13 protein-coding genes are annotated in these 13374 nt (G+C 60.3%); 8 read left to right on the top strand and 5 right to left on the bottom strand.

Features of this window, described 5'->3' with window-relative positions; genetic code table 11:
* Positions 1–43: 43 nt before the first annotated feature.
* On the bottom strand, positions 44–2086 hold the full coding sequence (locus AB4P96_RS23715; RefSeq protein ID WP_395600144.1) for a S9 family peptidase: 2043 nt from the start codon (positions 2084–2086) through the stop codon (positions 44–46).
* A gap of 21 nt (positions 2087–2107) precedes the next feature.
* On the opposite strand from AB4P96_RS23715, the gene AB4P96_RS23710 reads away from it, so the two are divergent.
* From AB4P96_RS23710 to AB4P96_RS23700, 3 genes are read left to right on the top strand one after another with little or no spacing between them, the layout of a single operon-like run.
* Complete coding sequence (locus tag AB4P96_RS23710) at positions 2108–2644, top strand: hypothetical protein (protein ID WP_017137394.1); 537 nt, start codon at positions 2108–2110, stop codon at positions 2642–2644.
* A gap of 30 nt (positions 2645–2674) precedes the next feature.
* A complete protein-coding gene (locus AB4P96_RS23705; RefSeq protein WP_017137395.1) occupies positions 2675–3451 on the top strand; it encodes a class II glutamine amidotransferase in 777 nt (258 codons plus the stop codon).
* A gap of 11 nt (positions 3452–3462) precedes the next feature.
* Positions 3463–4005, top strand: a complete 543-nt coding sequence (locus AB4P96_RS23700; protein ID WP_099548664.1) for a DUF2937 family protein — start codon at positions 3463–3465, stop codon at positions 4003–4005.
* Positions 4006–4109: 104 nt separating this feature from the next.
* Here AB4P96_RS23700 and AB4P96_RS23695 read toward each other — a convergent pair whose 3' ends face one another.
* A complete protein-coding gene (locus AB4P96_RS23695; RefSeq protein WP_017137397.1) occupies positions 4110–5024 on the bottom strand; it encodes a LysR family transcriptional regulator in 915 nt (304 codons plus the stop codon).
* A gap of 175 nt (positions 5025–5199) precedes the next feature.
* Between AB4P96_RS23695 and AB4P96_RS23690 the strand changes: the two genes are divergently transcribed.
* From AB4P96_RS23690 to AB4P96_RS23680, 3 genes are read left to right on the top strand one after another with little or no spacing between them, the layout of a single operon-like run.
* Positions 5200–5940 carry a 5-oxoprolinase subunit PxpA gene (locus AB4P96_RS23690; RefSeq protein WP_395600143.1) on the top strand — a complete coding sequence of 247 codons (741 nt, stop codon included), beginning with the start codon at positions 5200–5202 and terminating at the stop codon, positions 5938–5940.
* A complete protein-coding gene (gene pxpB / locus AB4P96_RS23685) occupies positions 5937–6641 on the top strand; it encodes a 5-oxoprolinase subunit PxpB (RefSeq protein WP_395600142.1) in 705 nt (234 codons plus the stop codon). Before AB4P96_RS23690 ends, pxpB begins: the two co-directional genes overlap by 4 nt.
* Entirely contained in the window at positions 6638–7552 is a 915-nt protein-coding gene (locus AB4P96_RS23680; protein ID WP_099548666.1) for a biotin-dependent carboxyltransferase family protein, read from the top strand. The genes pxpB and AB4P96_RS23680 overlap by 4 nt, the downstream gene beginning before the upstream one ends.
* 106 nt (positions 7553–7658) lie before the next feature.
* On the opposite strand, the gene AB4P96_RS23675 is transcribed toward AB4P96_RS23680, so the two are convergent.
* The 3 genes from AB4P96_RS23675 to AB4P96_RS23665 form a co-directional block, all read right to left on the bottom strand.
* The gene (locus AB4P96_RS23675; protein WP_395600141.1) at positions 7659–8837 is read right to left on the bottom strand and encodes a VWA domain-containing protein; all 1179 of its coding nucleotides are present in this window, start codon (positions 8835–8837) and stop codon (positions 7659–7661) included.
* Positions 8837–9682 carry a MoxR family ATPase gene (locus AB4P96_RS23670; protein ID WP_138816245.1) on the bottom strand — a complete coding sequence of 282 codons (846 nt, stop codon included), beginning with the start codon at positions 9680–9682 and terminating at the stop codon, positions 8837–8839. The genes AB4P96_RS23675 and AB4P96_RS23670 overlap by 1 nt, the downstream gene beginning before the upstream one ends.
* Positions 9683–9919: 237 nt before the next feature.
* Positions 9920–10996 carry a DUF748 domain-containing protein gene (locus AB4P96_RS23665; protein ID WP_395600140.1) on the bottom strand — a complete coding sequence of 359 codons (1077 nt, stop codon included), beginning with the start codon at positions 10994–10996 and terminating at the stop codon, positions 9920–9922.
* 124 nt (positions 10997–11120) lie between these two features.
* On the opposite strand from AB4P96_RS23665, the gene cysK reads away from it, so the two are divergent.
* Together cysK and AB4P96_RS23655 are read left to right on the top strand one after the other, a co-directional pair.
* On the top strand, positions 11121–12095 hold the full coding sequence (gene cysK, locus AB4P96_RS23660; RefSeq protein WP_395600139.1) for a cysteine synthase A: 975 nt from the start codon (positions 11121–11123) through the stop codon (positions 12093–12095).
* Between the two features lie 312 nt (positions 12096–12407).
* Positions 12408–13346, top strand: coding sequence for an aspartyl/asparaginyl beta-hydroxylase domain-containing protein (locus tag AB4P96_RS23655; RefSeq protein WP_017137405.1), 939 nt, complete (start codon positions 12408–12410; stop codon positions 13344–13346).
* Positions 13347–13374 lie beyond the last annotated feature (28 nt).

Raw genomic sequence — 13374 nt, 5'->3', positions numbered from 1 at the left:
TCGGGCGGTCTTGTGTTCAGACAGGACCGCCTTGCTAAGTTCCTTAAACGAGCCCCAGGGCCTTGAAGACAAATCCATATTCGAGCGCTACGTCACGTAATCCCTGGTAACGCCCGCTCATCCCGCCATGGCCGGCACCGAGTTCAGTCTTGAGCAGCAACAGGTTGTGGTCGGTTTTGGTGTCGCGCAATTTGGCCACCCACTTGGCCGCTTCCCAATACTGCACGCGGCTGTCGTTGTAGCCGGCAATCACCAGCATGTGCGGGTAAGCCTGGGCCTGGATGTTTTCATAGGGCGCGTAGGCCTTGATGCGTTCATACACCTCGGGCTCTTGCGGGTTGCCCCACTCGTCGTACTCGGTAATGGTCAGCGGCAGTTCCGGGTCGAGCATGGTGTTGAGCACGTCGACGAACGGCACTTCGGCAATCGCCGCCTGGAACAGCTCCGGGCGTTGATTGAGCACCGCGCCGATCAACAGGCCGCCGGCACTGCCGCCGCTGATAGCCAGCTGCTTGGAGGTGGTCAGCCCTTCGGCGATCAAGTGCTCGGCGCAGGCGATAAAGTCGCTGAACGTGTTCTGTTTGTGTTCCTGCTTGCCATTGCGGTACCAGGCTTCACCCAGCTCACCGCCGCCGCGTACATGCGCGATGGCAAATGCCACGCCACGCTCCAGCAAACTCAGGCGCGCATGGGAAAACCAAGGGTCGAGGCTTGAGCCGTAGGCGCCGTAGCCATAGAGGTACAGCGGCGTGGGTTGGCCAAGCTGATCACGCTTGACCACCAGGCTGATCGGCACCTGAGTGCCATCTGCAGAAGTCGCCCACAGCCGTTGGCTGACATAATCGTCGGCGTTGAACACACCGAGTACCGGGGTTTCCTTGAGCACCACCTGCGCGCCGCTGGCCAGTTCAAGCTGGCGCACCTGGGCCGGACGGTTCAGGGCTTCATAACGCAGGCGGATCTTGTCGCTGGCAAATTCCAGGCTGTTCTGCACGTAAAGGCTGTAGGCGGCGTCAGGCAATTCCACGCGGTAGGCGCTCGAACCCTGCGGGTGCACTTCGATCACCGGCAGGCCGCCGATACGCAGACTCAAGGTCATGGCGCTGGCATTGAGGGTCACGCCGTCGAGCATCACGTCATCGCTGTGGGGGACCAGGTTCTGCCATTGATCCTCGCTTGGCACACTGCCAGTGTCGGCGGCGATGAACAGCGCATAGTTGATGCCGTCACGGTTGCTGCGGATAAACCAGGTCCATTGGTCATCCAGCATGCCGTGGTCGACATCGTATTCATGGTCTTCGACCCGTGGCGCCAGGCAGGTGAAAGCCTGCTGTGGCTGGTCGGCGTCCAGCGCCCAGATTTCGCTGGTGGTCTTGCTGCCCAGGGCCAGCAGCAATTGGCGCTCGGAGCTGGAGCGGTAGCAATGCAGGAAGAACCGCCCGTCGGGCTCGTGGAACACTTCCTGCGCTGCCGTGCCATCCAGGCGGTAGCGGTAAAGCTTGTGCGGGCGATGGGTGTCGTCCAGTTCGCCGAAGAACAGCGTCAGGCTGTCGTTGGCCCAGGTCATGCTGCCGTCGCAGTCTTCAAACTCCAGTTCGCTGACCTTGCCGGTGGCCAATTCCTTCACGTACAGGGTGTAAATCTCTTCACCGCTGGTGTCGAGGCTGTAGGCCAGGCGCAGGTGGTCGGGGCTGATGCTGAACGCGCCCAGGGAGAAAAAGCCGCCGTTTGCCAGCACATTCGGGTCCAGCAGCAATTCTTCGCTGCTTTCGTCCACCGTGTTGCTGTCATCCGCCGGGCGACGGCAGCGGTAGTGGCGGGCGTATTCATCACCGGCGGTGGTGCGTGTGTAATACAGGTACGGGCCCCACGGCGAAGGCAACGACAGGTCGGTTTCCAGGATGCGGCCCTTGATTTCTTCGAACAGGCTTTGACGCAGGGCTTGCTGGCCGGCGAGCTGGTCTTCCTGCCAGGCGTTTTCGGCTTTGAGGTAATCGAGGACTTCAGGTGTGTCACGTTCCTGCAGCCAGGCATACGGGTCCGGGCCTTGGGCCTTGCGGGCGATCGGGGCAGTCGATATAGGCATGGATCACTCTCTGTCTGGCGGATGGTGGCAGGCATTGCAGCCGAGACACGCAAAAGCCGTTATCATAGCCGCCTCTTTGCCAGCCTTGCCATGGACACCATGACCGAGAACGACTATCTGACCGCTTGGGGCCTTTACGCCTTCGCCGCTTTGGGCTGCCTGTTGGTGTGGTGGCGCATGACCCGCTGGATCTGGCGCTGGCTGCGTGAGCCGCTGCAATTGTTGATGGCGGTGTTGCTGTTCAGCCCGACCATCGTCGACCCGGTCAAGACCCAGTTTGCGCCAGCCGTGGCCATTACCGCCCTGGACCTGGTGCTGCACGTGGGCAATAACGCCTGGCGGGCCATCTCCGACCTGTTCATGTACACGATGATCGCGTTTGGCGTGTATATCGTGTTCGTGTTGATCCGCTGGCCCATCGAGCGTGCCGCCAACGCCCGCCGTGAGCGCAAGGCCGCCGCCGACGCCGCACTGGCCGCCGAGCCGGTAGACGAAGACGACGAACCTTTCCGTCGCCCGCCGCCTGCCGGCAATCTGCGGGTTGAGCCGCGTCTTTAACGTTGTAAGCCCTGCAGCGAGAGCCCTGGCATGTGTGAATTATTGGGCATGAGTGCCAACGTCCCCACCGATATCGTGTTCAGCTTTACCGGGCTGATGCAGCGGGGCGGGCGTACCGGCCCCCACCGCGACGGTTGGGGCATCGCGTTTTACGAAGGCCGTGGCCTGCGGCTGTTCCAGGACCCGGCCGCGAGCAGCGAGTCGGAAGTCGCCCTGCTGGTGCAGCGTTATCCAATCAAAAGTGAAGTGGTGATCGGCCATATCCGCCAGGCCAATGTGGGCAAGGTGAGCCTGGCCAACACGCACCCGTTCGTGCGTGAACTCTGGGGCCGTAACTGGTGCTTTGCGCATAACGGCCAATTGGCCGACTTCAACCCGCGCGCCACGTTCTACCGGCCGGTGGGCGACACCGACAGCGAAGCGGCGTTCTGCGACCTGCTCAATCGCGTGCGCGAAGCCTTTCCGGAGCCGGTGGAGATCGAGCAGGTGCTGCCGGACCTGATCGCCGCGTGCGCCGAATACCGCAGCAAAGGCGTGTTCAACTGCCTGCTCAGCGACGGCGACTGGCTGTTTTGCTACTGCTCGACCAAACTGGCGCAGATCACCCGGCGCGCCCCGTTTGGCCCGGCGCGTTTGAAAGATGTCGACGTGATCGTCGATTTTCAGGCCGAAACCACGCCTGATGACGTAGTCACGGTGATCGCCACCGAGCCCTTGACCGACAATGAAAACTGGACCCGCTACGAACCGGGCCAATGGAGCCTGTGGCGACGCGGTGAATGCGTCAGTCAAGGCGTTACCGAGTAAGGATATCGACCATGTTGCTCAGTTATCTGCGGTTGGTGCTGTTTGCCATTGGCTTGTTGGTCGGCGTGCAAGTGCCGGGGTTTATCAACGACTACGCCAAGCGCGTTGAAGCCCATTTGATCGAAGCCCAGACCGGCCTGCGCGGCTTTGATGCCACGGCGCAGCAGTTCTTCAATGGGGACTTGCAGGCGTTGGTGGCCCATTACCGCGCCAGTGATGACCCGGTGTTTCGCAGCGATGCCAACAGCCTGGGCACTTTGCTCGATCGTCAGGTGGCGTTGGACAAGCAGTTCCAGGCCATGCAAGGCCCGTGGTACATCCGCGCGCTGCAGGTGGCGGTGGCTGCCGACCCGGATATCCGCCTGGAAACCTGGAATGGCTACAGCTACCAGATTTTGCTGACGCCTGAGGCGATGGGCTGGGGCTTGGGCGGGGCGATGCTGTTGTCGTTCGGCATCGAATGCCTGTTCCGCCTGATCGACTGGGTGGTGTTGGGCGGCAAGCGCCTGCGCCAGAGCCGGCCGATCGAAGAGCGCGACCTTAAAGGCCTCTAAAGATGATCGTTCCCACGCTCTGCGTGGGAACGCCTCTTGTGACGCTCTGCGTCAGGCTTTGGAACGCAGAGCGTCCCGGGCTACGTTCCCACGCGTGGGAACGATCATTGGCTTAGTACCATCCTTTCTTCACCCACTTCCTCGGCATACCGCGCCACCACCTTCTGGCACAACCCCACAATCTCCTCCACCAACTCCACCCCCACACGCCACGACACCACCACCTGCAAGTTCGGCAAGCGTTGCGCCATTGGCAGCATCACCAACTCCCCACTGGCCAATTCCTCCATCACCAGCACCGGCGGTAACGCGCCAATCCCGAAGCCATCGCGTAGCAAGCGGGTAATCGCCGACACCGAGTTCACACAGTTCATGCGTGGCGAGGCCACCCCGTTGGCCTGCATCAGGCTCAGCACATCCTGGTGTGGGTGGGAATTTTTCGAGTAGGTGATGATGCGCTCCTGGGCCAGTTCGGCGAGGGAGGCGTAGTCACGGTTGTAGATGGAGTGGCTGGCGACTATCCAGGCCATGGGGTGGCTGGCCAGCTCCAGGCTGCGCACGGTTTCCAGGCGCAGCAGGTCGGTTTGCAGGATCAGGTCGAGGAAGCCTTTTTGCAGCTGATCGCTGAGGTTAAGCGCCGTATCGGCGACCAGTTCGATTTCTACCCGCGGGAAGTGATCCATCAATTGCGCCACCAATGGGCTCAGCCAAGTGTGGATCACCGTGTCCATGGCACCGATGCGGATGCGCCCAACCTTGCTGCTGGTGGTCTCCAGGGACTGCTTCAAGCCCTGCATTGTGACCATCATCTGCTCGGCATAATCGAGCACCTTCAAGCCTTCCGGGGTCAGGCTGACGCCGCGTGAATCGCGCAGAAACAGCTTCACACCCAGTTCGCTTTCGAGCACGGCGATGCGGCTGGAAATCGAGGCCTGGGTGGTGAACAGCTTTTCGGCGGTCAGGCGAAAGCTCTTGAGCTTGGCCACCCAGACGAAAGTTTCGAGGAACTTCAAATTCATGGGATCAACTTTTCTTATGCTTGGATCGGTTTTTATTAGTTGGACGCCGCACCCGGCAAACGCCAAAAATCGAGGCATTCCACGATAAGCGCCGTTAGGGTGTCAGGACAAGTTGCGAGTTCTGCGTAAAAAATCCCACACTACAAAAAATACAAAGCCTACAGGAGCAACCACCGTGAGCCGTCTGCTTTTGAATTGCGACATCGGCGAAAGCTTTGGTAACTGGACCCTGGGTCTGGACGCCGAGGTCATGCCGTTCATCGATTGCGCCAACGTGGCCTGTGGTTTTCATGCCGGCGACCCGAGCATCATGCGCCAGACCGTCAGCCTGGCACTCAAGCATGGCGTGCAAATAGGTGCGCACCCGGCCTACCAGGACCTGCAAGGGTTCGGCCGCCGTTCCATGGCCTATACGCCGCAGGAAATCCAGGACCTCATGCACTACCAGATCGGCGCCCTTGAGGGCATCTGCCGTGCGCAGGGTACCCGCGTCAGCTACGTCAAACCCCATGGTGCGCTGTACAACGACATGATGGCCAAACCGGCGCAACTGCGAGCGGTGATGCAGGCTGTGGCCGCGTATGGCGATTTGCCCTTGATGTTGCTGGCCAAAAGCGACAACAGCGAAGCCCAGGCGATGGGCGATGAATTCGGCCTGACACTGTGGTTCGAAGCCTTCGCTGATCGCGCCTATGACCCTAAGGGCCATCTGGTTTCGCGTCAGTTGCCGGGCGCGGTCCATCACGACGCCGACACCATCGTGCAGCAAGCCCTGACCATTTCCCGTGAGCAAGCCCTGACGGCCAGCGACGGCAGCGCCCTGGTGTTGCAGGCCAACACCCTGTGCGTACACGGCGACAACGCCAGCTCGATCGCCGCTGTGCAGCGCATCCGCGAGGCGTTGAAACCAGCATGAAGCCACGCATTGAAGTGGTGGCCATCGACTGCCTGATGGTGCGTCTGTTTGAGGTGATTGCGGAAGCCAACATGCCGTGGATGCTCGCCGCCACCCAACGTCTGCGTGAAGGTTTTGGTGACGCGCTGGTGGATCTGGTGCCGTCCTACACGACCTTGATGGTGCATTACGACCTGACTGCGCTGAGCCCCGCTCAAGCGCGGGAACTGATCGATCAGGCGCTGACCGACTTGCAACCCCAGGCGCAGGGCAGCGGCCAGTGCCACGTGTTGCCGGTGTGGTACGACCTGAGTGTCGGCCCGGAACTGACGTTGCTCAGCCAGCGCAGCGGCTTGTCGATCGAGCAGGTGATCCATCGCCACAGTGCCCACGAATACCAAGTCTTTGCCCTCGGCTTCGCGCCCGGTTTTGCCTTTATGGGCTTGGTCGACGAAATCCTCGCCACACCACGGCTCAACACGCCGCGTAAACGCGTGGCGGCCGGCAGTGTCGGCATTGCCGAGCGGCAAACCGCCGCCTACCCGGTGGTGTCGCCGGGCGGCTGGAACCTGATCGGTCGCACCCCGGCCAAACTGTTCGACCGTGAGCGTGACGGCTACAGCCTGATGCAGCCGGGCGATACCGTGCGTTTCGAAGCGGTCGGCCACACCGAATTCATCCATTTGGGGGGCGATGACACGCCGTTGGAGGCGCAGGCATGAGCCGCTTGTTGATCGAGGCCAGCACGCCGCTGTGCCTGTTACAGGACGCCGGACGCTTTGGCGTGCGCCACCTGGGCGTGACCCAGGGCGGGGCGCTGGATTGGGTGTCGATGTCCTGGGCCAATTGGCTGCTGGGCAATGCGCTGGATGCACCGGTGGTGGAAATCACCTTGGGCGGGTTTACCGTGCAGGCCGAAGACTATTGTTTGCTGGCATTGGCCGGGGCGGATTTGGGCGCCTATATCGACGAACGCGCCATCAGCCCTGGGCGCAGTTTTATCCTGCAAAAGGGCCAGCGTCTGCGCTTTACCCAGCCATTCAGTGGTGCGCGGGCTTACCTGGCGGCGCCCGGCGGGTTTGATGCGCCGGCTGTGCTAGGCAGTTGTTCCACGGTGGTACGTGAGGCATTAGGTGGGCTGGACGGTTTCGGCAAGGCCTTGGCCGAAGGCGGGCGGTTGGTTTATTCCGGTACGGGCGGTGCGATGAAAGTGCTGAGCACGCCTGATCTGCCGGCAAAAACGCCGCTGGACGTGATTGTCGGCGCGCAGATCGGCCAGTTCAGTGGGCAGAGCCTGTTCGATGCATTCAATACCGACTGGTCGCTGGACAGCCGCGCCGACCGCATGGGCATGCGCCTGCTGGGCACGCCGTTGCAGTACCAGGGGCCGTCGTTGATCTCTGAAGGCATCCCGTTGGGCGCGATCCAGGTGCCGCCGGATGGGCAGCCGATTGTGTTGCTCAATGATCGGCAGACCATTGGCGGCTATCCGCGTTTGGGCGCACTGACGCCGTTGGCATTGGCGCGGCTGGCGCAGTGTTTGCCGGGGGAGAAGGTGAGGCTGGCGCCAGTGGTGCAGGAGACTGCGCATCGGCAGCACATCGAGTTTTTGCAGCGGTTTTTGAATCGCTAAAAGCATCGCAGGCAAGCCAGCTCCCACAGGGGAATGCATTTCAACTTTGGAATGCACTCCCCTGTGGGAGCTGGCTTGCCTGCGATAGCGTCAGTGAATACACCACCTACTTAGACAGAAAACGCATGCCTTCTTCCAGCCCACGCAACGTCAGCGGATACATCTGATCCTCCACTAACTCACGCACAATCCCCGTCGACGCCGTATAGCCCCAGGTGTCTTTCGGGTACGGGTTAATCCAGATCAGCTTCTTGTACTTGGCCATGAAGCGCTGCATCCACACATACCCAGGCTCCTCGTTCCAGTGCTCGACACTGCCGCCGGCCTGGGTGATTTCATACGGCGCCATCGACGCATCGCCGATAAAGATCACTTTGTAGTCGGCGCCGTACTTGTGCAGCAGATCCTGGGCTGAGGTGCGCTCCGAAGTGCGGCGCTGGTTGTTCTTCCACACCGACTCGTACACGAAGTTGTGGAAGTAGAAGTACTCCAGGTGCTTGAACTCGGTTTTGCACGCCGAAAACAGCTCTTCGCAGATCTTCACGTGAGCGTCCATCGAGCCGCCGATATCGAACAGCAGCAACAGCTTGATGGTGTTGCGCCGCTCCGGGCGCATCTGGATATTCAGCAAGCCGGCATCCCGCGCCGTGTGGTCGATGGTGCCGTCGATATCCAGCTCTTCAGCCGCACCCTGACGCGCAAATTTGCGCAGGCGGCGCAGGGCGATCTTGATATTGCGCGTGCCCAGCTCGACCTGATCGTCGAGGTTCTTGTATTCGCGCTGGTCCCAGACCTTTACGGCTTTGCCCTGGCGTTTGCCGGCATCACCAACCCGGATACCTTCCGGGTTGTAGCCGCCGGAGCCAAACGGGCTGGTGCCGCCGGTGCCGATCCACTTGTTGCCGCCGGCGTGGCGTTCTTTCTGTTCTTCCAGGCGCTTCTTGAATTCTTCGATCAACTTGTCCAGGCCGCCAAGGGACTGGATCTGCGCGCGTTCCTCATCGCTGAGCGAGCGCTCGAACTCTTTTCGCAGCCATTCCTCGGGGATCAACGCCTGCAGGTGGTCGTCGAGCTTTTCCAGCCCATTGAAATAGGCGCCGAACGCGCGGTCGAACTTGTCGAAGTGCCGTTCGTCCTTGACCAGGATCGCCCGGGCCAAGTAATAAAACTCGTCCATGTCAGCGAAGACCACGCGCTGTTTAAGCGCGTTGATCAGGTCGAGCAGCTCGCGCACCGACACCGGCACCTTGGCGGCGCGCATCTCATTGAACAGGTTGAGCAGCATCAGCGATTACCGCGACGGCTCATGAACGCCAGACGCTCCAGCAACTGCACGTCTTGCTCGTTCTTGACCAGGGCACCGGCCAGCGGCGGAATAGCCTTGGTCGGGTCGCGCTCGCGCAGCACCGCTTCGCCGATGTTGTCGGCCATCAGCAGCTTGAGCCAGTCGACCAGTTCGGAGGTAGACGGCTTTTTCTTCAGGCCCGGCACTTTGCGCACGTCGAAGAACACGTCCAGCGCTTCGCTGACCAAGTCTTTCTTGATGTCGGGGTAGTGCACGTCGACGATTTTTTGCAGGGTGCTGCGATCGGGGAAGGCGATGTAGTGGAAGAAGCAGCGGCGCAGGAAGGCGTCCGGCAGCTCTTTTTCGTTGTTGGAAGTAATAATGATGATCGGGCGTTTCTTGGCCTTGATGGTCTCGTCGATTTCGTAGACGTAGAACTCCATCTTGTCGAGTTCCTGCAACAGGTCGTTGGGGAACTCGATGTCGGCCTTGTCGATTTCATCGATCAGCAGAATCACGCGCTCCTCGGCCTCGAAGGCTTCCCATAGCTTGCCCTTTTTCAGGTAGTTGCGCACATCGTGGACTTTCTCATTGCCCAGTTGCGAGTCGCGCAGGCGGCTGACCGCGTCGTACTCATACAGGCCCTGATGCGCCTTGGTGGTCGACTTGATATGCCAGGTGATCAGCTTGGCGCCGAAGGATTCAGCCAACTGCTCGGCGAGCATGGTCTTGCCGGTGCCCGGTTCGCCCTTGACCAGCAGCGGCCGCTCCAGGGTGATGGCGGCGTTGACGGCCAGTTTCAGGTCATCGGTAGCCACATAGGCCTGGGTGCCTTCGAACTTCATCGGTCATTCCTCGAATTCATCAATGCCCGGACTATACCGCGCAGCCCCGGCGACTGTGAACGCAGACGGGTTATTCAGTCTCTGAATGGCCGGTCACATCGCAGGCCAACGGGCGGGGTCATGCTTATGCTTGTGTGGGAGCTGGCTTGCCTGCGATGCGAGCACCTCGGTGATTCAGGCAGACTGAGTTGATGCTATCGCAGGCAAGCCAGCTCCCACACAAGCCAGCTCCCAGGGTTAGTTGGCGGAAGGCTTGGGTTGTTCGTAGCGCGCATTGAACGCCTGGATGAAGCCATTACGCAAAATCGCCAAAAATGCGGAGAACGCGCTGATATCTTGCTGATGCACGCTGCCACTGAGTTCCACGCGGGTGGCAAACTGGTTTTTGTTCTGGTTCTTGAGCACGGTTTCGCTGGTGCCTACCACGGCTTCCCAGATCGAGCGGAAGATGTTTTTGTCCTTGTTCTCCACGTCCTGTTTCCAGTCGAACACTTCTACATCGCGCAGCAGCGGCTTGATATAGCCAGTGAGCTGGCCTTTTTCCGCTTGGGCTTCAATCACCACGTCGCCGGTGCCAGCCTTGAAGTCGAATTTGCCATAGGCCGAGGCGAAGTCGTTCATGCGTTTAAGTTGCAAGTCACGGGCGCGGAAGCGGAATTCGAAGTCTTCAAAATTATTTAAAGGATCAAAGGTTGCGTTGGCCTCCATAGGGGCCTGGCCCTGCAGCAGGGCCTTGCCTTCGAATCGCGCGTCGCGTTTGCCTTTGAGGTCTACCACGTTGGTCAGGTTGTACAGACTGGCATTGACCTCGGTGGCCTTGATGTTCACCTGGGGCTTGGAGCTGAAATTATGAAAGGCGATCTTGCCATCTTCAATGCGCACTTCATTCAGCGTGATCGGCAGCAGTTTTTTCAACTGTTGCTGCCAGTCGGTGCCTTTACCGGTTTGGGACGCCTGTTTGTTGGCACCGCCGTCGACGAAGTTGATTTCAGGCTTTACGAAATGGCCCTCGGCGACGACGGCATGGTCGTACCACAGCGAGTGCCAGCTGACGGCAAATTCAATCAGCGGCGCGTTGACGAACGGCACAGGTACTTTACCGTCGACCTTGACGATTTTCAGGCCATTAATGCGGTAGGCGCCACGCCACAAGGCCAGGTCCACGTCAGTGACCTGGCCACGGTAGTCGCCCATGTCGGCCAGCTTGTCGTTCAGGTAATTGCGCACCAGATAGGGCAGGGCCAGGTCCAGGGCGATCAGTACTACCACCAGTACGGCGACGATCCATAGCAGCCCACTGTAGCTACGTTTCATGTCAATGCTCTCCAACGGTATAGGCGATGGACCGCACGCGCGGGCGCAACGTTCCTCTGACTGGACGCCCAAAGGCCTGAGGCATACCCTTGGGGCCTTCTTGAAATTGCCTTAAGGACCCGTCATGAGCCGTATCTTTGCCGACAACGCGCACTCCATCGGTAACACGCCCCTGGTGCAGATCAACCGCATTGCGCCGCGTGGCGTGACCATCCTGGCCAAGATCGAAGGGCGTAACCCGGGTTACTCGGTGAAGTGCCGCATTGGCGCCAACATGATCTGGGACGCCGAAAGCACCAGCAAACTCAAGCCGGGCATGACCATTGTCGAACCGACCTCCGGCAACACCGGCATCGGCCTGGCATTTGTCGCCGCCGCCCGTGGCTACAAGCTGCTGCTGACCATGCCGGCCTCCATGAGCATCGAGCGACGCAAAGTGCTCAAGGCCCTGGGCGCCGAGTTGGTGCTGACTGAGCCGGCCAAGGGCATGAAAGGCGCTATCGACAAGGCTGGCGAGATTGTCGCCAGCGACCCGGCCACCTACTTTATGCCGGCCCAGTTCGAAAACCCGGCCAACCCGGCTATTCACGAGAAAACCACCGGCCCGGAAATCTGGAACGACACCGATGGCGCCGTGGACGTGCTGGTGGCGGGCGTGGGCACTGGCGGCACCATTACTGGCGTTTCGCGCTATATCAAGAACATTGCGGGCAAGCCGATTCTGTCGGTGGCGGTTGAGCCGAGGGTATCGCCGGTGATCACCCAGGCGCTGGCCGGTGAAGAGATCAAGCCGAGCCCGCATAAAATCCAGGGCATCGGCGCCGGGTTTGTGCCGAAAAACCTCGACCTGTCGATGGTTGACCGCGTGGAGCTGGTGACCGACGACGAATCCAAGGCCATGGCCCTGCGCCTGATGCAGGAAGAGGGGATTTTGTGCGGTATCTCCTGCGGCGCCGCCATGGCTGTGGCCGTGCGTCTGGCCGAGAAGCCGGAAATGCAGGGCAAGACCATCGTGGTGATCCTGCCGGACTCCGGCGAGCGTTACCTGTCGAGCATGTTGTTCAGCGATCTGTTTACCGATCAAGAAAACCAGGCGTGATGATCTCCTGTGGCGAGCAGGCTTGCCCTGCGCTGGGCTGCGAAGCAGCCCTAAACCCGACGAATCGGTCTATCAGGTACACCGCGTAGTCTGAATTGGGAGTGCTTCGCACTCCAACGCAGGGCAAGCCTGCTCGCCACAACAAGCCTGCTTGCCACAACGGCTCCGCTCATCATCGGAGTTGATGTATATCAGCCGGTCGGCCTGGGCCTTCTGCATAATGGCCCAAGTGTTTATCATGGCCGGCTGCTACGTCTGGTTTCCCGTTGACGGGAGGTTGCTGGCCAGGCGCTTATTTTCAGGAGTTGCTGCATGACCTTTTCTTTGGCCGCCAAACTGTCGGTGCTGGCGTTGTTTATCGGCAGCATTCTGTATGTGCACTTGCGCGGCAAGGCGCGTTTGCCGGTGTTGCGCCAGTTCGTCAACCATTCGGCGCTGTTCGCCCCGTATAACGCCTTGATGTACTTGTTCTCGGCCGTGCCGTCCAAGCCGTACCTGGATCGCAGCAAGTTCCCGGAACTGGATGTGCTCAAGGATAACTGGGAAGTGATCCGCGAAGAGGCCATGCACCTGTTCGACGAGGGTTATATCCGCGCCGCCGAAAAGAACAACGACGCCGGTTTCGGCTCGTTCTTCAAGAAGGGCTGGAAGCGTTTCTACCTCAAGTGGTACGACAAACCCCTGCCATCGGCCGAGGCGCTGTGCCCGAAAACCGTGGCCTTGGTGAGCAGCATCCCTAACGTCAAGGGCGCGATGTTCGCGCTGTTGCCGGGCGGCAGCCACCTCAACCCGCACCGTGACCCGTTTGCAGGCTCCTTGCGTTATCACTTGGGCCTGTCCACGCCGAACTCCGACGACTGCCGCATCTTCGTCGACGGCCAGGTCTACGCGTGGCGCGACGGTGAAGACGTGATGTTCGATGAAACCTACGTGCATTGGGTGAAGAACGAAACTGAAAAGACCCGTGTGATTCTGTTCTGCGATATCGAACGCCCGCTGAGCAACCGCCTCATGACCGGCATCAACCGCTGGGTCAGCAAGCAGCTGGGTCGCGCGACTGCGCCGCAGAACCTGGATGACGAGCGTGTGGGCGGGATCAACCAGGCGTATGCCTGGAGCAAGACGTTCAGTGACAAGTTCAGTGGTGTGGTCAAGCAGTGGAAACGCAAGCATCCCAAGGCCTACCGCATTGCGCGGCCGGTGCTGGCTGTGGTTGTGCTGGTGCTGCTGTGGAAGTGGCTGTTCGGCTGATCTGAACACGGTCAAAACTGTGGGAGCA

It is taken from the genome of Pseudomonas sp. B19125 (assembly GCF_044218855.1).
Classification (GTDB): domain Bacteria; phylum Pseudomonadota; class Gammaproteobacteria; order Pseudomonadales; family Pseudomonadaceae; genus Aquipseudomonas; species Aquipseudomonas edaphica.
The sequence above is the reverse complement of the archived record's forward strand: the minus strand, read 5'-3'. Positions and strand labels throughout refer to the sequence as shown.